At 49.4% G+C, this 20196-nt stretch carries 16 protein-coding genes, 1 pseudogene and 1 riboswitch; of the genes and pseudogenes, 4 read left to right on the top strand and 13 right to left on the bottom strand.

Annotated features, from left to right (window positions below):
- Positions 1–8: 8 nt before the first annotated feature.
- Positions 9–1547, top strand: a complete 1539-nt coding sequence (locus H6585_12165) for a YifB family Mg chelatase-like AAA ATPase (GenBank protein ID MCB9449085.1) — start codon at positions 9–11, stop codon at positions 1545–1547.
- A 61-nt stretch (positions 1548–1608) separates the two neighbouring features.
- Here H6585_12165 and H6585_12160 read toward each other — a convergent pair whose 3' ends face one another.
- Together H6585_12160 and H6585_12155 are read right to left on the bottom strand one after the other, a co-directional pair.
- On the bottom strand, positions 1609–3006 hold the full coding sequence (locus H6585_12160; protein MCB9449084.1) for a T9SS type A sorting domain-containing protein: 1398 nt from the start codon (positions 3004–3006) through the stop codon (positions 1609–1611).
- A gap of 461 nt (positions 3007–3467) precedes the next feature.
- Positions 3468–4367 (bottom strand): hypothetical protein, encoded by a 900-nt coding sequence (locus H6585_12155; protein MCB9449083.1) that lies wholly within the window; start codon positions 4365–4367, stop codon positions 3468–3470.
- A gap of 247 nt (positions 4368–4614) precedes the next feature.
- On the opposite strand from H6585_12155, the gene H6585_12150 reads away from it, so the two are divergent.
- Entirely contained in the window at positions 4615–5391 is a 777-nt protein-coding gene (locus tag H6585_12150; protein ID MCB9449082.1) for a LexA family transcriptional regulator, read from the top strand.
- 55 nt (positions 5392–5446) lie between these two features.
- Here H6585_12150 and H6585_12145 read toward each other — a convergent pair whose 3' ends face one another.
- Positions 5447–5914: a PepSY-like domain-containing protein gene (locus H6585_12145; GenBank protein ID MCB9449081.1), complete on the bottom strand. Its 468-nt coding sequence runs from the start codon at positions 5912–5914 to the stop codon at positions 5447–5449.
- Positions 5915–6080: 166 nt separating this feature from the next.
- Between H6585_12145 and H6585_12140 the strand changes: the two genes are divergently transcribed.
- Complete coding sequence (locus H6585_12140; GenBank protein MCB9449080.1) at positions 6081–8048, top strand: histidine kinase; 1968 nt, start codon at positions 6081–6083, stop codon at positions 8046–8048.
- Here H6585_12140 and H6585_12135 read toward each other — a convergent pair.
- The 8 genes from H6585_12135 to H6585_12100 form a co-directional block, all read right to left on the bottom strand.
- On the bottom strand, positions 8035–9906 hold the full coding sequence (locus tag H6585_12135) for a CocE/NonD family hydrolase (GenBank protein ID MCB9449079.1): 1872 nt from the start codon (positions 9904–9906) through the stop codon (positions 8035–8037). The two genes, H6585_12140 and H6585_12135, sit on opposite strands and share 14 nt — an antisense overlap.
- A gap of 82 nt (positions 9907–9988) precedes the next feature.
- Positions 9989–10522, bottom strand: a complete 534-nt coding sequence (gene cobC, locus H6585_12130; GenBank protein MCB9449078.1) for an alpha-ribazole phosphatase — start codon at positions 10520–10522, stop codon at positions 9989–9991.
- Entirely contained in the window at positions 10507–11265 is a 759-nt protein-coding gene (locus H6585_12125) for an adenosylcobinamide-GDP ribazoletransferase (protein MCB9449077.1), read from the bottom strand. Before H6585_12125 ends, cobC begins: the two co-directional genes overlap by 16 nt.
- Complete coding sequence (cobT, locus tag H6585_12120; protein MCB9449076.1) at positions 11262–12314, bottom strand: nicotinate-nucleotide--dimethylbenzimidazole phosphoribosyltransferase; 1053 nt, start codon at positions 12312–12314, stop codon at positions 11262–11264. The genes H6585_12125 and cobT overlap by 4 nt, the downstream gene beginning before the upstream one ends.
- Complete coding sequence (cobU, locus tag H6585_12115) at positions 12311–12817, bottom strand: bifunctional adenosylcobinamide kinase/adenosylcobinamide-phosphate guanylyltransferase (protein MCB9449075.1); 507 nt, start codon at positions 12815–12817, stop codon at positions 12311–12313. Before cobU ends, cobT begins: the two co-directional genes overlap by 4 nt.
- A complete protein-coding gene (locus H6585_12110; GenBank protein ID MCB9449074.1) occupies positions 12814–13218 on the bottom strand; it encodes a hypothetical protein in 405 nt (134 codons plus the stop codon). The genes cobU and H6585_12110 overlap by 4 nt, the downstream gene beginning before the upstream one ends.
- A complete protein-coding gene (locus H6585_12105; protein ID MCB9449073.1) occupies positions 13218–13808 on the bottom strand; it encodes a hypothetical protein in 591 nt (196 codons plus the stop codon). The genes H6585_12110 and H6585_12105 overlap by 1 nt, the downstream gene beginning before the upstream one ends.
- 30 nt (positions 13809–13838) lie before the next feature.
- The gene (locus H6585_12100) at positions 13839–16070 is read right to left on the bottom strand and encodes a TonB-dependent receptor (protein ID MCB9449072.1); all 2232 of its coding nucleotides are present in this window, start codon (positions 16068–16070) and stop codon (positions 13839–13841) included.
- Positions 16071–16187: 117 nt separating this feature from the next.
- Positions 16188–16419, bottom strand: a riboswitch (cobalamin riboswitch).
- Positions 16420–17025: 606 nt separating this feature from the next.
- Here H6585_12100 and H6585_12095 point away from each other — a divergent pair.
- Positions 17026–17697 (top strand): hypothetical protein, encoded by a 672-nt coding sequence (locus H6585_12095; protein ID MCB9449071.1) that lies wholly within the window; start codon positions 17026–17028, stop codon positions 17695–17697.
- A 416-nt stretch (positions 17698–18113) separates the two neighbouring features.
- On the opposite strand, the gene H6585_12090 is transcribed toward H6585_12095, so the two are convergent.
- On the bottom strand, positions 18114–18635 hold the full coding sequence (locus H6585_12090) for a hypothetical protein (GenBank protein ID MCB9449070.1): 522 nt from the start codon (positions 18633–18635) through the stop codon (positions 18114–18116).
- 500 nt (positions 18636–19135) lie between these two features.
- Positions 19136–19981 (bottom strand): annotated as a pseudogene (locus H6585_12085) (hypothetical protein).
- Positions 19982–20196: the final 215 nt, after the last annotated feature.

Here is a 20196-nt window from a genome sequence, read left to right as displayed (position 1 = left end):
AAAACATCATGCTCGTTAAAACCTATGGCAGCGCCGTACATGGCGTCGATGCCATTCCCATCACGGTTGAGGTCAATGTGGATACCGGTGTGAATTTCTTTCTGGTGGGCCTGGCCGACAGCGCCGTGAAGGAAAGCCACCACCGCATCGAATCCGCCCTGAAGAATTCCGGCTACCGCATACCCGGCAAAAAGATTGTTATCAATATGGCACCTGCCGACATCCGAAAGGAAGGCTCTGCATATGACCTGACCCTTGCCATTGGCATCTTGGCGGCCAGCGGTCAGATTCCCTCAGACCGTGTAGGAACTTATGTGATCATGGGAGAATTGTCGCTCGATGGTGGGTTACGACCTATACGGGGTGCGCTCCCCATCGCCCTCAAGGCACGGGCTGACGGGTTCAGGGGTGTCATCTTGCCATTGGAGAGCGCGGAGGAGGCTTCCATTGTAACCGATCTTGAAGTACTGGGTGCTGAAACCATAGGAGAGGTGATCGCTTACTTCCGGGAGACGGGTACACTGCAACCCCGGGAGGCCTCCATCAGCCAATTGCTTTCCGCCGGACATACACGTGGTGAGGTCGACTTTTCCGATGTACGCGGGCAGGAGAACATCAAACGTGCGCTCGAGATTGCGGCGGCTGGGGGGCACAACATCATCCTGGTGGGACCACCCGGGGCAGGAAAAACCATGCTGGCACGGCGCTTGCCCACCATACTGCCTCCGATGGACCTGCACGAGGCCCTGGAGACCACCAAAATTCACTCGGTGGCCGGACGTCTGCCACGTGGGGTGCCGCTCATTGCTGATCGACCTTTCCGCGCACCGCATCATACCGTAAGTGATGTGGCCCTGGTCGGTGGAGGCAGTTATCCCCAGCCCGGTGAGATATCCCTTGCGCATAACGGGGTGCTTTTTCTGGATGAATTGCCGGAGTTCAAAAGGGCGGTGCTTGAAGTCATGCGCCAGCCCCTGGAAGAACGCATGGTGACCATCTCCCGTGCGCGCATCAGTGTAGACTACCCGGCAAGCTTCATGTTGGTGGCGTCCATGAACCCGTGCCCCTGCGGGTTTTACAACCATCCCGACAAAGACTGTGTGTGTGCTCCTGGCATCGTGCAAAAGTACCTGAACCGGATCAGCGGACCGTTGCTGGACCGCATCGACCTGCACGTGGAGGTAACGCCTGTGGATGTATCCGAACTCTCGGAAGAGCGCACTGCTGAGAAAAGTGAGGTTGTACGCAACCGGGTGATGGAGGCACGGCGCATCCAGGAGGAACGCTTCAAAGGTTTGCATCAGGTGTATTGCAATGCCCATATGTCGTCACGTCTTTTCAGGAAGGTATGCAAAGTTGACGCGGAGGGTAAAGCGTTGCTTAAGCAGGCTATGGATCGGTTGGGATTGTCGGCGCGTGCTTATGACCGTATTTTAAAAGTGGCGCGAACCATCGCCGATCTGGCCGGCAGTGCCGATATACAGGTCGAACATTTGTCGGAAGCGATCCAGTACCGCAGTCTGGACAGGGACGGATGGGCGGGATGAGGGAAATTTGAAAATGTGGAAATGCGACAATTTGAGAATGAAATGCCGACATATGCTCACGCTATTGAATCACCACCTTTCCGGTTTTTTGCACGTTTGGGTCTGCAGTGGTGATCGCGTAGTAGTAGATACCCGGACCGACTCCCTTTGGTGCTATCACCGTTTCCGTGGAATGTATTTCCTGCCGGTGTACTATTCTTCCGAGTGCGTCTCGTACATATAATACAGGCTTCAACGCCACCAGCCTTTCATTCAGTTTCAAAGTAGTATGATAGGAGAAGGGATTAGGAAACAGTTGCATGGTATTGTCGCTTGTTCCCGCATCGTTGATTCCCGCCGGGATATCTACATAAATCATGAGTGTCAGGTCGTGATACAGGCATTGCGAGTTGTTGCTGTAGACCGACGCTCCCCTGAACGTAACTACATAAGGTTGCGACCTGAAGTCATTTGTGCCAGGTGTCCATGTAAAAAGACCGCTTACCGAAGTGGTGGTTGTAGTCAGATTAAGCTGGGCAGCATTTGGCATGGAAAAAACATCTCCGATGCCCAGGATGTCGGGAACCCATACGGATTTGTTTTCATAGGAGATAGGAAGTTGAACGGGGTTGTTGGGTGCCACGTGGATTTCATAATCGCCGTTGCTGTTTTTTGGCCATGTGGCAAGGCTATCAAAAACAAAGTCGGAAAAATAACTCTCCTGAACATTTACATTGAAATCACGACTAGTATATCCCAGGAAAACCCCATCTCTCCATTCGGAAATCTTTACACGAAAGGCATATTCTCCTTTCAGTGTAGGAAGGTTCCAGACAAATTCTCCATTGATCGGGTTTTGGGAAACACCGGCGGGGATGGTATACCCTGAGACCGGACTGCCAAATAATTCCAGGCAGGTATCCAATGCGAAAACCAAGCTGTCCCCTTCGTCGTCAAAAGCCGTTGCATTTAATGTACAAGGTATGTTGAGCTCTGCAAAATATATCGGATCGGACAAGAACCGGGGTGAACTGTTGGGTTGGCTGGAATTCACGTGAATTTCCGCATCGATACAAAAAGGAACATCCACCGAAACCGGAATGTTTACGATTCCCGCATTGCGGTTGGGGTCCACCATGCTGATGTGGTAGGTTCCGTCGTGTGGAAATGTACATTGGAACAGGTATATATTTTTCTTGGTTTGGGAACAACCGATCGATTCTCCATCCGGAATGCCGTTGGCCGGATCGGTGTCTGGGCCATTGATCCGCTTCGCCCATTTGTTGAGGGAAGTGTCTTCCGCCACTTCTATATACAATGAGTCGCGGTCTGCCTGCGACAATGTGTGCGTGAATGTTACCACCTCCACCTCATATGTTCTTCCTGATAGGTGTTTGTAGGATATTTCACCTCCTTTGTTGTGGGTTGCGCAGGCCCATGTGGATGCAAGGAGAAAACCTGAGAGTAGGATGTGCTTCATGGATGACAGGGTTTTATGTAATATTAGTGACTATGGATCACAAGTGATCTTTGAAAAGAGCAAGCGTATTATCTCGATGAGCGAATGCCGATGCTCATTTATTCTTGGAGGTTAGTGTAACGCATATTTTTTGTACTTCATATTATCTACAATCAAAATTCTTTATTTAATAAAACAAAAAGAGGTTTTCGTTTGGACAACCTCTTTGGACACGCATCGTGCGGTGTATTAATGTCTGATTATTTTCCTGTTTATGGATGTGGATCCTTGGGTGATTCGTGTTATGCCGGGAGATCTTGAAGGTTGCCGGCATAGGTCTTATGGAAGCAATTATTTTCTACATGCATTTCACGAACGGATACGCTTTGGATTTGGCTCCCAGACAACTTTCAGGTCACTTTGACCATTGCCCAACAAAACATCCTGCAAGATTTGAATTCAACAAGAAGTGATGTTCATGCTTATTTCATGTTTTTAACTGTTTGCTTCAAAGCGTCGATTTCCTTTTGTTGTTGAATCACATACAGGGTCATTTCCTCAACCTTTTCCAAAAGTTTTGCGTTCATGTTCCCCAGGTCCACGCCGTCTGCTTCCACTTCGGTAGCGCTGGGCACACCTGGGAGATGCTTGTTTGCCTTGATGAACTTTTCTACTTCCGGCAGGCTTTTCAGTTCGTAGAAATCACTGAACACGTAGTCGGCCCATACACCGGTGGCGATGTCTACTTTCACTTTTTCCGTCCGGATGCCTTTGGTCACAAACAGGTTGTAATCTCCGCAGGTGGCGCAATTCAAATTGGTGGTGCCAATGCCCACTTTGCCGTTGTGGTCCCATGCGAGAACAACTCTTTCTCCACTCCATGTGGCACCCAGTGCACCACCGTTAAATCCGAACACGATCGGGCCATCGGGTTGATATCCTGCGAAGGAAATACCGTTGCCATAGTACTTGATACCATGGTTCAGGTCGCTTCCTGAGCGCAGATAAAGCGCAAAGTTGTCGTTGATACGAACATCACCGTTGATGTGCAGTTTGGAGGTGGGGTTGGTAAGGCCGATCCCGGTTTTGCCCTGATTGGCGGTGTTTGCATCCGGGTGCAGGATGATGTTGCCTGTTCCGGATCTCAGGTTCAGGTCGCGATTGGAATGCGTATAAATGCACATGTCATCTCCATTGCCGTAGATATTGGAGCTTTTGTTAAGCATCAGTCCGCCGAAGTTCAGACTGGAATTCCCGAAACGGAAATAGTCGTAATTCGATGCGTTAAACTTAGGTTCAAGGTACTGAACCGGTACGGTCTGTGCATTGATTCCCGCGATGGCCGTCAGGAATAGTGAAGCAGTCAGTGCAATTGATTTCATGGTTTTGTTTTTTGTATGTACGAATGTGTTGATGGCGCAAAACTAGGCCCAAGGGTTCTGGATAAATTCGGAGATGAGAGGGTGGTCAGCGGTTCTGAGGATGTGGTCGGGATAAATGAGGGAACGGGGTGAACCCATTTGAAAATGTGGGAACTTGAAAATGAGCTTTGCGGGCTGCTCGGGGTCCTTCCGGGTTTGAGACGTATGTTATCAAAATGTTTTTCTATATTTGAGAAAAATAATATCCATGTCCATCCTCTCTGAAAACATTCGTCATTTGCGCAACCAGGAAGGTGTTTCTCAGCAGAAACTTGCTGATACGCTCATCCTGACCCGCGCCCGCCTGGCCAAGTATGAAGAAGGGAAGTCGGAACCGCCGCTGGACATCCTTCAGCGGATCGCACGGCACTTTCATGTGAGCATCGATGTGCTGATTTCAGTGGACCTGCGCAAGGTTTCGTTGAAGGAGTTGCTGGAGCTGGGTGCCAACCGGATCCTCCTGCCCATCACCGTGGATACATCCGGCAATGAGCCCATCGAGGTGGTGCCTTTCAGAGCCAAGGCCGGTTACCTGAGCGGGTACAGTGATCCGGAATACATCGAGCAACTTCAGCACATGCAACTGCCTTTCATGCCCGTGGGAAAACACCGGGCGTTCCCGATTGAAGGGGATTCCATGCCGCCGCTTCGGGAAGGATCGTTTGTGGTGGGCAGGTATATCGAGCACGTCGGCGAAATTCGTGATGGTTCCACCTATGTCATCCTGAGTCGCAACGATGGCATTGTGTATAAAAGGATTTACAATCGGTTGAAGGAAGAAGGATGCCTGTACCTGCATTCCGATAACCCCGTATATCCGCCTTATGCGATACAGCCGGAAGACATCCTGGAAATATGGGAATACACGTGCAGTGTCAATACAAGGGAATACCAACCCGATGACCTGAACCTTGACAGCATCCGCGATATGTTTCGCCAGCTTCGCGTAGAACTGGCCGAGATGCGTCAGGCAGTGGGGGCATGAAATAAAAAGGCCACCCCCTGGGGTGGCCGGTAAGTGTAGTGCTGGGGAGGCTTTTTCAGTCTTCCGATTCCTCGTCATCGGACGGCTGTACCTTCTTCTCAACAAAGTTTCCTGATGCATCGAACATCGCATCAAAGCGCTCCTTGCCTTTTGACATTTCGGCTTCGAAAGACACCGTGCCGGATGCATCCCTAATCTTGGAGGCTTCGGTTAACTTATAACCGGAAAACTGTTGGGCGCAATAGTTGGTTACCCCCGAAGGCAACATGCTTTTTTCTATTTCGGTTTCCTCCTGGAGGAAGGTACCCCGTTCATCAAACAGAGCGGAAGATTCCACTTTGTTCAAGTCAAACTCGGCTTCAAAGTTTCCGTCTTCTTTCTCCCACTTAACGGATTCCGCAAGCGGGTAATGATCTTTGAAGGATGACTGAACGGCTGTCGGAACATCCGCTGTTTTGAGCTTCTGTGCCTTGGAGCAACTCAGGCTAAAGACAACGATAAGCAGGATGGATACTTGTTTCATCACTTTGGTGTATTGGTTCGATACAATGCTACGGCCGAATGTTGTGGAAATTCTGAAGTCGGACAAGCCGCTAAAAAAATCTTGCCCAACTCCCGAATCAATAGACAAGATATCCATGATTTGACATAACTTTATATCCCCTCCAAATAACTTAATCCCCGGGTTAATGAAACGTATTCTCCTTACATCGGCATGGGTATGTCTGATCCATGTTATGGCCTTCGCCGACTATAAAGATCTCGACAGCCTCAAGGCCATACTGGATCACCAGAATGATACCAACCGGATCCTGATGCTGTGCCGGATGGCCGAAATATCAGTCCGGGAAAAGCCGGGTGATCCACCTATATATGCACGGAAGGCGTTGCAGGAATCCCGGGACATAGGGTATCACAAAGGCATGGGCCTGAGTCAACGGCAAATCGGTGTGCAAAATGAAATGAGCGGCCAGTTGGATTCGGCCTTGTATTACTATGAACAGAGCCTACATGCGTTGCAAGAAGGACAAGTGGAATCGGAACTGCATTATGCCCTGATTGCCGTCGGACGGGCCTACTCCAACCTGGGTAAGGAAGAATTGTCAGCGGAATACTATATCAGGGGGTTGAAAAAAGCGGAGGTGAGAAACGATTCGGATGCCGTGGCGGAAGCATGTATTTACCTGGGGAAGCTTTACGTTGACAGCAAAATGTACGACAAGGCCGAGGAGAAAATGAAGCGTGCCCTGGAACTCGACCTCGCCCTGAAGCATACCAGCATGGCGGCGTACGATTATCTCATGCTGGGCATCCTTTATGAAGATCAGCATCGAAACGATGAAGGCATCGAGGTGCTGAACAAAGCATTGGCCATTTACAACAAACTGGATATGCAGATGTATGCTGCCTATGCCGGCGAATACCTTGGGCACTGTTACGCCAATAAGGGGGATGTTGAAGCGTGTAAAAAAGCGATGATCGAGGCCATACAGGTATATGAGAAAACCGGACTCAATAGCTCGCTGTGTGTGGCATATAACAACTTTGGTGAGGTGCTCATAAAAGTTGGCCAAGGAAAGGAAGGAAGGGGATATTGTTTCAAAGGGGCAGATCTGGCACTCAGGAACAAATATGCAGATCCGCTGATGACTTCGCATGAGTTGCTTTGGAAGTCTTTCGAAGCCGACGGAATGTACAAGGAAGCCTTTGATCATCTGAAGATCGAAAAACACCTCAGGGATTCTGTCGGTGTGACCAGCCGGGATGAAAAAATAGCCGAGGTGGAAGCAAAGTACAAAGACGAGAAAAAGACACAGGAACTGGCCCTGCTGGCGGAAAAGAACAAAGTGCAGGAGTTGAAACTTACCCAGTCACGCAACCTCATGGCGGGCGGTGCCGGATTGGGTGTGGCTGCGATTGGGTTTTTGGTGTTTGTGTATCAGAACCGGAGGCTGAGGGACAGGAAACAGATGCTCGAGTTGCAACAGAAAGCGCTACGTTCACAGATGAATCCGCATTTCATTTTCAATGCACTTACGTCTATTCAAGGGTTTATCAGGAAAAACCAGTCAGATGAGGCCACGCAGTTCCTCGGCCGGTTCGCACGCCTGATCCGAGCCATTCTGGAAGGCTCGCGGGAAGATAAGATTCTGTTGCAACAGGAAGTTGAAATGCTGGATCACTATCTCGCGCTGGAGAACCTGCGCATGAACGGACACCTGGAATACCACATCCGGGTTTCATCCGAACTCGATCCTGAAGATGAGGAGATGCCCACACTGATTCTTCAACCGTTGATCGAAAATTCAATCAAACACGGTTTCCAGGGAACAGCCGAAGAGGAATGGAAGCTGGATGTGGAAATTGCAAGAAGCGAGGGAAGCCTGGTCTGCACCGTTACCGACAATGGCATTGGAAGAACCAAAGCACAGGAACTGAAGGAAGCAACAGCGGGTACGCATAAATCTTACGGAACACGTATCCTCCAGGAGCGAATCGAGGCGTTCAATAAACGTTATAAAAAACCCATCCTGATGCAAACAGACGATGTGTTTCCACAAGGGACGCGGGTGCGTGTATACATTCCTTTTGTACACGAACCGTCCAACGTGTCAACAACACTTGCAAAAGCCAAAGAGGCACTTATGGGTTCCTGAGAACGCCCACTTCAAGGAAAGTTCCGCTCTCGGTGCCCATATATAGCTTATGTGTGGCAGGAACGAAGTCGTTTTCCGTTGCCTCGAAAATGTTCGGCACATATTTCTGAGGGTTCCGGTCCACCAGCGGAAACCATGTGCTTTGTATCTGCACCATGATCCGGTGACCTTTCCGGAAGGTGTGCATCACATCCATCAGGGGTAGTTTCACTTCCGCCGGCTGATCGGGTTGGAAGGGTTCGGGCACGGAGTAGCTGTTGCGGAAACGACCGCGGATGACTTCGCTGCGCACCATCTGCTGGTATCCGCCCATGTGCAGCCGATCTTGCATGTATGCGTTGTCAGGCGCATCATCCGGGTACACGTCAATAAGTTTCACCACCCAGTCGGCATCGGATTGTGAAGTAGATACCAGCAGGTGTGCCAGGATGGGGCCAGCCAGTGTCACATCTTCATCCAGGATATCGGTTTGATAGGTCAGCACGTCAGACCGTTTGGATGCGAAGCGCTGATCATCCGTCATATATTCCCTGGTCATTCCGGTGTAAATCGTTTCGGTGAAAGGTACCGGATGCGCAGGATCGCTGATGAATGAATCGGATGTTTGTGATGCATCTGCGGTGAAATTCATGCGATGCCCGGGATGTAGGTACAGTTTTTTCTGAACGATCCCTTTCGGCGGCCAGCTGTCGAACTTGCGCCACTTGTTGGTGCCTGTTTCAAAAACGGTGGCTTCGGCAAGATCTGAATTGCCTTTGCCTTTCAGGTGATATTGAAAAAAGGGAAACTCAATTTGCTCCTGGTAATACCTGGATGCAGGCAGGCTGTCTCCGAATGCCACATTGCCCAGGTGGGTGCCGTCGTCGCGCACCCAGCCGCCGTGCCGCCACGGACCGATCACCACCCGGTTGGAAATGCCGGGGTTGTCTTTTTCAATCTGGCCGTAAATTTTAAACGAGCCGTACAGGTCTTCCGCATCAAACAACCCTCCTACGGTTAATACGGCGCATCGGATGTTTTTCAGATGCGGAAGCAGGTTGCGGCTTTGCCAGAATGTATCGTAATTGGGGTGGGCTGCCATTTCATTCCAGAACGCAATGCTATCATGATAAAACTTCGGGTTGACCTGGCTGAGCGCACCGAGTTTGTCCAGGTAAAAATGATAGCCGTCAGGGGTGCCGTAATCGAAACGGGCCGGCCATACCTTGGTGGGTTGTGGCCGGGGTTTTCCGAAAAAGGAGAAGAATCCGAAAGCATGCGGCAGGAAAAATGCGCCGTGGTGGTGGAAGTCGTCCCAAAACCAATCCGCAATGGGGGCTTGCGGTGAAACGGCCTTGAGTGCCGGGTGGCTGTCTATGCTGCCCACGGCGGTATAAAATCCCGGGTAGGAGATTCCGTACATGCCCACCTTGCCATTGTTGTTGGACACATTCTGTACCAGCCAGTCGATCGTGTCCCATGTGTCGCTGCTCTCATCGATATCCGTTTTCTTCTTTTTCTGATCAATCTGTGGTCGCATGTTCACATAGGTGCCTTCCGACATGAATCGTCCCCTGACATCCTGGTAAACAAAAATGTATTTCTCACGAATGAAAAGGCTGTCGGGACCGAGGTCTTTTCTGAAGCCATCATTACCATAAGGTTGGCAGCTGTAAGGTGTGCGTTTGAGCAGGATGGGGTACTTTTCCGAAGCATCCTTTGGAGCGTAGATCTGGGTGAAAAGCTTCACGCCGTCACGCATGGTGATCATCACTTCCTGTTTGTTGTAGTGCGAAGCGATGTACAATGAATCGGCATTTCCGTCGGTTGCGGCGGTTGATTCGGAAATGGAAAAAAGTGCAAACAGGAAGGTAAGCATGACACCTGTCAGGTGAATGGAAGGATGTTTCATGAGGATGGGTTTTGGCGACTCAAATGTAGCAAAAATGCAAAGCGCAGTTTTACGACAAGTGCAGCCGGGTGATTGTCCCGTATCCAATCTTGCGGTCGAAGGAATTTTCCAGCGTTGTATCGCCGCAGTGAGCCAGGGCGGCCCTGATCACACCGCCGTGGGTGATCACCCACACCCGTTCAAGCGGCTCCATACGCAACTGATCCAGGAACGCGCTCGTACGTTTGTACAGCTGCATGTATGATTCACCTCCCGGGCAGGGCGTGTGTACAAAATCCCGCATCCAGGGGTCGAGTTGCAATGGATCAATGCTATTCCAGGCTGTCATTTCCCAGGTCCCGAAGTGCAGTTCCATGAGCCGGTCATCCACCTGAAAAGATGCGGGTGAAAGAAAGGAAGCCAGTTGTTGGCATCGGCTGAGCGGACTGCTAAAAACCGCATCGGGAAACGGTCCGCTGGCAAGTGCGATGCGGATGAGTTCCGCCTCACGCTCAAACGTTTTTGCCAACGGTATATCCGACTGTCCGTAGCAGATTCCTTTGGCAATGTCCGGGGTGGTATGGCGGATCAATACAATTTCCATACGAGTGGCAGTGTGAGATAAAACACCACTTCGCAAACCTGCTGGGTGGCGCCACCGCAATCACCGGTCTGCCCGCCGATCCATTTGCGGAAATACCGACCCAGCCAGAAACGGGCAACGAACACCGGGACCAATGCCCATAATACCTGAGCATCTTTGAAAAGCAACAGCGGCATCAAACCGAAAATACCGGCAAGCAGGAGGGACGGTATGTCCATCTTTTCCGCTGCGGGTTTGGCTTTTACATCCTCAGATCGCACATATGGATGGGTGTACAGCAATGTAACTCCCGCAAATCTGCTGAGTGCATGCCCGGATATCATTGCGGGCACAATTACCCCGTGGGGCATTTCGAGCAGGCACAGGAATTTCAGTCCGAGTGCGCAGATGGTGCCGATCACGCCGTAGGCACCGATCCGTGAATCTTTCATGATGCGGAGGATGTCATCCTTTGTCCAGCCTCCACCGAACCCGTCGCATACATCCGCCAACCCGTCTTCATGAAATGCGCCGGTAATGAGGATGGTGGCGATCATACTCAGGACAATGGAAATGGAGTGGGCAAACACAAAAGAAGCGATCAGATATATACAGGCACCCAGGCTTCCCACGATGATGCCCACCAGAGGAAAGTAGCGTGAACTTTTGGTGAGATACGTCGGGTCATGATCTACCCATCGCGGGCATGGCAGTCGCGTGAAGAACATCACCGCAGTGAAAAATATGCGGAGCTGCTGTTTCACGACACGGATGTTTTGCCGGAAACAGCGGCGCTTTCAAAGCTGGCCATTTCATTCAGGAATCCCACGGCAGATGCCACCAACGGGTAGGCCAGTGCCGCTCCCGTGCCTTCGCCCAAACGCATGCCCAACTGCAGGATCGGTTGGGCTTCCAGGTGATCGAGCAGGAGGCGGTGGCCCTGTTCTTCCGACAGATGTGCAAAGATACAATAGCCGGTCACCTCTTTACAGATGGCCGATGCAGCCAGCAAGGCGGCGCCCACGATGAATCCGTCGATGATCATCACCATGCGGTGGCTGGCAGCCTGCAGCATGGCACCGCACATCATGGCGATCTCAAAGCCGCCGAAAGTGGCGAGTATTTCCACCGGGTCAGTGATACCAGGATGCCTGGTAACGGCTTGTGCCAGTATTTTTCTCTTGCGATCAATCCCCGCCTCATCCAATCCGGTTCCCTTACCCGTGCAGGCTTCCAGGTCATGGCCGGTAAACAGGTGGCAAAGGATGGCAGCAGCGGATGTATTGCCGATTCCCATCTCTCCGAATGCAATCACATTGCACCCGGTCTGATGAATCCTGTCAATCAGGTTCGCACCGCGATGCATGATCTCTTTGCATTCCTGTAAGGTCATGGCGGGAGACTCCAGGTAGTTGTGGGTTCCCTTCTTCAGTTTCGCATTGATCAGATCAGGGTGTTCGGAAAAACGATGGTTCACACCGGCATCCACCACCTGCATACGTATGTTGTGTTGTTTGCAAAACACATTGATGGCTGCACCTCCGTTCAAAAAATTGTACACCATTTGTGCGGTTACTTCCTGCGGAAACGGGTTCACGAGTCCGGTGGTGGCAATGCCATGATCACCAGCGAAAACCACCAGGTTGGGGAGGGTGAGTTTCGGTTGTAAGGTTTGTTGGATACTTCCTATTTGTAGGGCAATTTTTTCCAGCATACCCAAAGCGCCCGGTGGTTTGGTTTTTCCATCGATCTTCTGCTGAAGTTCCGGAACGAGGTTGCCGGGTACCGGTTGTATGTCGAATAGATCTGTCATGATTTTACGGTAACGGGAATACCTGAGACCATGAGGATGACTTCATCGGCCAGTGAGGCTGCGTGCTGATTGGTCCACCCCTGCAGATCCGTGAACCTGCGTCCTGTTTCGGTGTGGGCATGCACACCCATCCCGATCTCGTTGGTGACGAGGATGACGGTGGCCTGTTGTTGTGCCAGTGCATCCAGGTTCTGCCGTGCTTCGTTCAGGCAGTTATCCATGTTTTGGTTGTGATCGGTGAACAGGTTGGTGAGCCAAAGCGTCAGGCAGTCGATCACCACCACCTTGTTCTCAAGTTCGAGTGTTCCGATGTGTTTTTCTTCTTCGATCGAGGTCCAGTTGTCACCGCGTTCCTGTTTGTGCCGATCCACCCTTTTTTTGAAATCCGTATCCCAGATACGTGCGGTTGCGATGTACATGGGGGTGGCAGACATGGATTCGGCGAGGCGGAGTGCATGGCTGCTTTTGCCGGATCGGGCGCCGCCGGTGATCAGGTATATCATGCGGGTACGTTGATGTGGTTGTATGGACAGTGCCTGCATTTGTTGCCGCAGCATTTGCCCCTCCGCAGGTGGAACCAAGCGGTGAAAACATAGCGGCCGGCATCATCCTTGTGGTAGTCTATGCCTTCCATGGGCGCGGTTGCCGGTCCCAGTTTTTTCGCCGCCTTCCCATCTGTAAGCCCGGCCAGAAATGCCTGCGCATAATTTTCGGTTTTCTCCCGGATCACCTTGTGCAGGCACTCCTGGCACAGACAGTCGTGCTGAATATCCATCGACATGATGGCGGGGTATTGGTTGCACCAACATGCCACGGCCTGGCCGGAACCGCACGAGAACCGGGTCTGGCAGAACACGCAGGTTTTTGTCCGGAGTGCCGGCTTGGCTGTGGAACCGGGGTTCATTAACGGGTGAGTCCGATCGGTTTGCGTGTCAGTACCGGATACCTGTTCTGCATCCATTCAAAGGCACCGAAGAGCATACCGCTGTACAGCAGGTCGCTCGCCAGTGTGTATTTGAAGTACGGAATACCGGCTGTGTAACAGGCCATCAGGCCGTTCCAGGTGTAGGGGTACATGTATCCGCCCGCCCATACGCCGAAATTGGAAATAACAAAGAAGATGCATGCCGCAAGCAGGCTGGCTGTCATCACCCGACCGAAATTCACTTTTCCGCGCAGGGAAGAACCGAGCAACACCAGCAACATGTATGTGCCGTATTGCCAATAGAAACCTGGGTAGAATATCTCCAGTTTACCGTGGAGTGCGGTGAGTACGAACCAATCGCCCACCCATACCGAAAGGAGGGGGATGATCATGGCGCGCCACCGGCTGGCACAGTATGCGCCGCTGAAAAGTGCGATGGCATCGATGGGTGCGAGATTTGACGGGTGGCCCAGCACGTATGGTGCCATCAGACGGGATATGGTTGCAAAAGCAATGAATCCGAACAGCACGCCGGAACGCATCAGGTTGGGTTCTTTTTTGGGTATCATGACATTGATGTTTTGAAAGAATACAGTCGGTTATTTGGTTTTGGGAAGGGCATGAAAGCCATAGCGGACTTTCAGGTAAACGGCTCTGCCTTTCGTTGTGTATCCGTAGATCTCACTGTAGGTGACGTCGGTGATGTTGCTCACCAGTGCGGTCACTGAAAAGTTTTGGTTGAAGGCATATGCCGCAGTCAGGTCGAGTAGTGTGTAATCGGAAACGGGTCGGGTGGCCAGGGCGCCGTACGGACCGAGTTGGGATTCATAGTACACATCGTTTCGCGAACCCACATGACGAACGCCGGCTTTGAAGCTGAGTTTATCATTGGGGGTATAGTTCACGCTGATGTTGGCTGTGCTGGGCCTGCGAACGAGCCCGGTTGTTTCCACATCTTTTCCCAGGAACGCGCCGTTGCTGTAAAGCTGCACATGATTTCCCTGCGTTTGTTTGTTGGATACATAGTTGCGGTCGTACTCAAGCCTGCCACTGACCAGATTGAAATTCCCTTGCAGCGATAGCTTCTTGTGCAGGCGTGTGAATACGTTGCACTCAACGCCACGGTTGGTTTGGGTGCCGATGTTCAGGTAGGTGTCGCCGCGGTAGTCATCGCGCATCCAGTCGTTGCCCAGTGAGTCAATGGCGATGTTCTTGTCCCACAGGTACACATAATCGATCGCGTCAAAAACCTTGGTTTGGAAGTAAGACATACCCAGACGCAGGTTTTTGCCCACACTCTGCTTGAAGCCCATCTCGAAGGAGAGGGATCTTTCGGGGTCAAGGGATTTGTTGCCACGGGTGATGCCTGAAATGTAGTTGGTTTCCGGACTGTACAACCGGTAAAGTGCGGGGGCGTTGAACCCGGTGGAGTAGGAGGCAAAGAGCAGTGAGCTTTCACTGATGCGGTATGAGGGGTTTATCTCGAAGGAGACGTTTTTCCCGAACAGGTTATGGTCGCTTCCGCGGGCGCCCAGTACGAGGGATACATCTTTCCATTTGTCACCGAGCAACGCTCCGTTGATGTCGCCTTGCAGGAACAGGTGGTTGATGGATGCGTGGATGTCCAGGCTGTCGAGATCACTGCTGCTGGTATACTGCCAGGCGGTGTTGAGGTACTGTGAGGAAGCCGTCATGGTTTCCATGTAAGTGCCTGCGCCTCCAACGAGGGTGATGTGTTTGAGTTTGAGGTTCAGCTGCAATTCATGGTTGGATACGCTGCCTTCATAATGGGCCTTGAAGAAACTATGGTCGGTGAGACCTGCTTCGTCCACCACGGTCGAATCGTCTGTTGCGTCGCGGTTCATGGTGGTGTACCCGCCGATGTAGCTTACTTTCCATTTCTCGCCGATTTGTCTGGAGATACCTGCGGTAAAAAGCTGCCTTTGATAATCAATCACGTAGTTGTTGTCATCGTTGTAAGCACCGTCGTCAATGTCGGATGATTGCTGTGTGTTTCGCACGGAGCCATACACATCCCACTTGTCAGTACGGTAGCCGACTTTCCCCGAGAGGTCGGTTTTGGTAAACCCGTCGCGATCGAAATCCTTAAAGGTATTGGGGTTTGTAATGGTATCTATGGTTGCATTGATGCCATTCACGTTGCGATTGAATGCTTCGGCATTGACATAAAATCCTTTGGTATGGGTATAGTTCAGGTGCAGCTTTTCCCCCATGTCGGAGGTTTTGGCGCCGAACTCACCGGCGTGAAGTTGCGCCTGGCCATGGAAACCGGGATCCATGTTTTTGGATGTGGTGATGTTGATAACACCACCGATGGCGGAGGAACCGTAGAGTGTGCTGTGCGAGCCACGTACGATCTCGATTTTTTCAATGTCAGACAAAGAAAGTTCGGAGAGATCGATGGCGTTGTCAACACTAGTTGCATCGGTGATGCGCACACCGTCGATCAGGATGACGGTGTGGTTGGAAGCAGCGCCACGCATGTAGATGTTTTGCAGTGAACCGGGGTTCTGCTCACTGCCCATTACATAGATTCCTTCCTCCTGTGCAAGCAGTTCGGCCAGGGATTGGTAAGGTGATTCCTGGAGTTTTTCTTTCGTGATTACCGTTACGCTTCGTCCAACTTCATCTTCATGTTTTTCGAAGCGTGTACCGGAAATGACCACCTCACCGAGGTCATAGGTTTTTGTGGAATCGGTGGTTTGGTTTTGTGCATGTATGCACGTGGTTGCCGACAGCATCATCATCACGGTTGTGATGCCTGTCAGGTACTTTCCGCCTGCCGGCGTTTGCTGTGTTTTTTTGCTCATAGCGTGTTGCGTTAAAGAATAACATACTATAAGCTTTCAGAAAAAAAGGAATACCCGATGGGGGATAAAGAAGGCAAGCCTGCTTTTCTATTCCTTGCTTTTCACCCGAAAGCTTTGAATGGTTCAAATTGCAAGGGCAGGTCTTCTGGCTTGCTCCGTTTTCTGCTGGCCTTCCCGTTCCGCGAAGGGAACAGTGGCTTGAAGGAATGCGAAAACTTAAAAAGAGCTTACAGCTACGGGGATAGCTCCGGAATTCTTACCTGGACTGGTTCCAGGGTCAGGCACCGGATTCCCTATTAAGGCGGTTCCGTAGATACGGAACGATGCCACCTCTACGGGTGCAAAGATAGGTTTTCCTGCGGATAAAAAGCAAATGGTTGTTTGTTATTGGTTGTTCGTTATTGGTTGTTCGAAAAGAGGGTGGTAAATAGTAAATAGTAAATAGTAAATGGTCAATGGGTGGGGTGACCCAGCTAGCACCGATGTTCCACCAAAGCGGCTGGCGCGGATTTCAGCGTAAGCCTGCGCGTAGCTAATCCGTGCCAATGTCACATCTGATCGTACAAATGCAAGATACAGCAAAACCTTGCTCGCGCTATCCGATAAGCACAACCACCTTTGTCACATGTCGGACAATTGGCGCTTGAACTGAAAACCACATCAAAGACTTCCGGAAACTATTAGTTGCCTCAGGCACGAATTAACACCCCGCACAGGCCCTCGCAAAAATTCGCGCCAGCCAAGCATAGGAATATTGGCACTAGCTTGGGGGAATTCAAGCTGATCATTTGGTAAATTGCCTTCACTATGCCAAAGCATATCAAAGCAACCCGTCCGCTGGAGTATGCCTGCATTTTCTCCCTTGACCTCTCTTCCAAGGAAGGTGACGGAAAAATTGGACAGAACACCTATAGTGGACCGGGTATTGACGCAACTAAATTAAAAGGATATTACAATGGAATACGATATTCTGACATGCTCCACTAAGGAAGAAGTAGTAGGAAAGAGTTATCCTCAGTGTAAAGGGATGCCCTCGGGATACGGATTTACAAAAGAATGGTTTGAGAAATCAAATTCTATGACCAAACTTAATAATAATGCATTTCCAAATGCACAACCGGAACTGCTTTTTGAATTAGAAGAAGATGCGAATCTAACAGATTTATTGAGCCCAAGTAATATATCAGCGCGAGGACTACTACTTAGTCAACGAGCAAAAGAAGTATTTGAAAATAGCACTATGATTGAACATAAATTTTACCCCGCATCAGTCAAGTTTAATGAAAAAAACTACAAATACGAGTGGCTTCATCTTGTAAAAGGAGATTTATTTGGGGTTGATTTTTCGGCATCTTCATTTCAAGTCACCAACCTGGCATTCGTTAAAATCAACGATCTGAAATTATCCTCTTATGATGAATTTCTGAAAGAAAAAAGTGAACTAAAAATGAAACATATTCGTGCTAGTAGACTCATCCTTGACAAGGATTACGCAAAGAATTCGTACGACCTACTCATGTTTCCATTTATTCATTCCAATATTTTCATATCAAAGAGACTTGTAAATCAAATAGAAACAAAGGGGTTAACAGGTTTCTCTTTTATTAAACAAAATATTCTGTCTTAGCAACAAATGCACCTTCGTAGAAGGCATTATAGTAGTACCCGATGACGTAATCGATGCAGCCGCGGATGACCCACATGTGCCGGTAGCACCTAACCACACGACCGATGCACTACGATAAACATAGGCACGAATTAACCTCCCGTAAACCCTCGCATAAATTCGCGCCAGCTGCGCTTAGGAACATCGGCGCCAGCTTGGGGTTTTCCTGCTGCCGCTGTATGATTTCAATAATGGCTTTTCTCAGATCGTAGAAGAAGTCCTTCGGACAAGGATGGGGGATCTCTATGACCAGCTTTTCTTTCTCAATATGTACCATAGACCGTGTTTTGCGTCTAAGTACAGTAAGGTGTTGGAAACGTGCAAGTTATATCTGTGGAAGTTGTTAACTACGAGGGGTCGTAGGAGATGATCGAAACTTACTCAATACTGGCTATGCGTGAAGATTTTTTGGCTTTAAAGTCATCAGGAAACCAATCCAAGTAACCTTTATCAACCAATTCCCGATACAAATTTTTGATGTCTAAAAATACGGCAGGTTGATCCGTAAATTCATTCAATTTCTCTTGAAACTTTGCTTCCGAAGAGAACTTATACATCTTGATTTTTGAGGGCTCATGAATATACCACGTAGTATCTCTGTTTTCGGGCACTGTAATGGATGCATTGTAATAGCAAGAAACTATAACCGAATCAACAACATTGAGAAATTGAACTTTGATGCCTTCCTGCCCATTATCCAAATACCATTGCCCATCAATACCGGTAGTGCTTGCTGCAAAATACGGCTTTAGTAACGGGATTCTTCGACAATCAGAGCCACACCCCACCGAATAAAAATCATCTTGCTTTTTGTCATCCGTAGCACACCCAACAATAACGGTAGCAAAAATTAAAAGACACAAGCATTTATACTGCAGTTTACTCTTGGATATCAGCATCTACTTCTTCTGATATGTGTCTAAGCACATTAAGGTGTTTGGAACGTGCAAGTTACGCTTGAATAAGTTGCTAACTAAGGTTATTTTTGAGCGCTTCTACCTGGTGCCTGATGGCCTCATCCAACTCGGCGGGCTCTCCCGCTTTCTATATACCTCTTGAGGCCTTCAAAGAATTCCAACATATCCTCTCCAGATTGCCTATTGCTTTTTGCGCAGCATAGAAACTCCGTTCCATATAAATCTGAACAGAAAAAAAAGAATAACCCATAATACTGATACCGCAATCGCAAGCATTATCCAGAAAATAACGGCACTCTCTCCAAAGAACCGAAATCCAGCATAGATTCCAGTTGATATCGCAAAAAATGAACTGTCCAAAAAATCCCCGTAAGCTAACGGAAAGAAATATTCAACAAAAAGTGGAACTACAAAATAGGTACATGATATTATACCTGAAGCAGTCAGAAGAATCTTTTTCCGCTTATTCATCACAAGGTGAATCAGTTAGATGAACCCTCCAAAAAGTCATCCACTTTCTTGAGGAAGCCTTTGAATTGCTTTATCGGGCCAACTAAGTTAAAGAAAGTTTTACCTTCTTTTGCAGCCTCGTTTGCTTTATACGAAACAGGTTTGCCCGTGACATTATCAATACCACCTGCTTCATACTTCTTGATAGTCTCATTAGCTCTTTCAATATAAGCATCATCTGCGGCTTTTGTGTTGGTTTTTAGCACCGCATCGGTTGGCCCGCTTGCACGAACTTTATCATAGTCCAAATCATGTTGTTTGGCGTTTGCATCCGTTTCATCAATGGGGTCTAAAGAATAATCGTCCGGATAACTTCCGTCTGAACGTTGCTTTTCCCAATATGCTTTTGGGTTATCACCTCCTTGATAGATTCCGTGACGATTTTTTACGTTGAACTGTGTCGTTTCGCCTGTGAGTTTACCGTCCTTATCAACTTTATGGATTGTATAAGTAATTCCAACATCTCCTCTGGGGCCATAACCCTCGGCGGTTTTTGTATAATTCACCACGGCCATTTGTGTTCGAGTACCATCAGGATATTCCTTAATGTGTACAGAATAATATTCCTTCCCTTCCAGATCAATTCCATCAATTGGCCTATTGGAAGCAAATTGATAGACAGTCAATTCTGGATATGATCTAAAAATAGGGTCAACGCTTAGGAATCGCCCCAATCTGGCATCGTAGATACGGAACCCATAGTCGTAGATGGCTCCGGTCTGGCTATTCCACTCGGTCGTAGCTTCTTTCCCATTGAAGCCGAACCTATAGCCGCTTGAACTTTGATTGCGTCCTGGCATGATCATCCCAAACGGAGAAACTTTTCAAAGAACCATACCCAAGGTAAAAAGAAAAAGCTATCGTGGGCTTAGATGCGTAGCGAATGCTACAGAATAGAAAGACGAAGGTGCAACCTTCGCCTAACACCCGCCGCCGTTAGTGACAAGCTACGGACTGCGGGGGTAGTAATAGTCAATGATCAATAGTCAATTGTAAATAGTCAATGGGTGGTTGGATGTGATTGACGCGACCG

The organism is Flavobacteriales bacterium, assembly GCA_020635855.1.
In the GTDB taxonomy this organism is placed as follows: domain Bacteria; phylum Bacteroidota; class Bacteroidia; order JACJYZ01; family JACJYZ01; genus JACJYZ01.
This window is presented reverse-complemented; position numbering and strand designations above follow the sequence as displayed.

Coding starts and splice junctions, on each gene's coding strand:
- H6585_12165 (MCB9449085.1), top strand. CDS start 9: ATGCTCGTTAAAACCTATGGCAGCGCCGTACATGGCGTCGATGCCATT.
- H6585_12160 (MCB9449084.1), bottom strand. CDS start 3,006: ATGAAGCACATCCTACTCTCAGGTTTTCTCCTTGCATCCACATGGGCC.
- H6585_12155 (MCB9449083.1), bottom strand. CDS start 4,367: ATGAAATCAATTGCACTGACTGCTTCACTATTCCTGACGGCCATCGCG.
- H6585_12150 (MCB9449082.1), top strand. CDS start 4,615: ATGTCCATCCTCTCTGAAAACATTCGTCATTTGCGCAACCAGGAAGGT.
- H6585_12145 (MCB9449081.1), bottom strand. CDS start 5,914: ATGAAACAAGTATCCATCCTGCTTATCGTTGTCTTTAGCCTGAGTTGC.
- H6585_12140 (MCB9449080.1), top strand. CDS start 6,081: ATGAAACGTATTCTCCTTACATCGGCATGGGTATGTCTGATCCATGTT.
- H6585_12135 (MCB9449079.1), bottom strand. CDS start 9,906: ATGCTTACCTTCCTGTTTGCACTTTTTTCCATTTCCGAATCAACCGCC.
- cobC (MCB9449078.1), bottom strand. CDS start 10,522: ATGGAAATTGTATTGATCCGCCATACCACCCCGGACATTGCCAAAGGA.
- cobT (MCB9449076.1), bottom strand. CDS start 12,314: ATGACAGATCTATTCGACATACAACCGGTACCCGGCAACCTCGTTCCG.
- cobU (MCB9449075.1), bottom strand. CDS start 12,817: ATGATATACCTGATCACCGGCGGCGCCCGATCCGGCAAAAGCAGCCAT.
- H6585_12110 (MCB9449074.1), bottom strand. CDS start 13,218: ATGAACCCCGGTTCCACAGCCAAGCCGGCACTCCGGACAAAAACCTGC.
- H6585_12105 (MCB9449073.1), bottom strand. CDS start 13,808: ATGATACCCAAAAAAGAACCCAACCTGATGCGTTCCGGCGTGCTGTTC.
- H6585_12100 (MCB9449072.1), bottom strand. CDS start 16,070: ATGAGCAAAAAAACACAGCAAACGCCGGCAGGCGGAAAGTACCTGACA.
- H6585_12095 (MCB9449071.1), top strand. CDS start 17,026: ATGGAATACGATATTCTGACATGCTCCACTAAGGAAGAAGTAGTAGGA.
- H6585_12090 (MCB9449070.1), bottom strand. CDS start 18,635: ATGCTGATATCCAAGAGTAAACTGCAGTATAAATGCTTGTGTCTTTTA.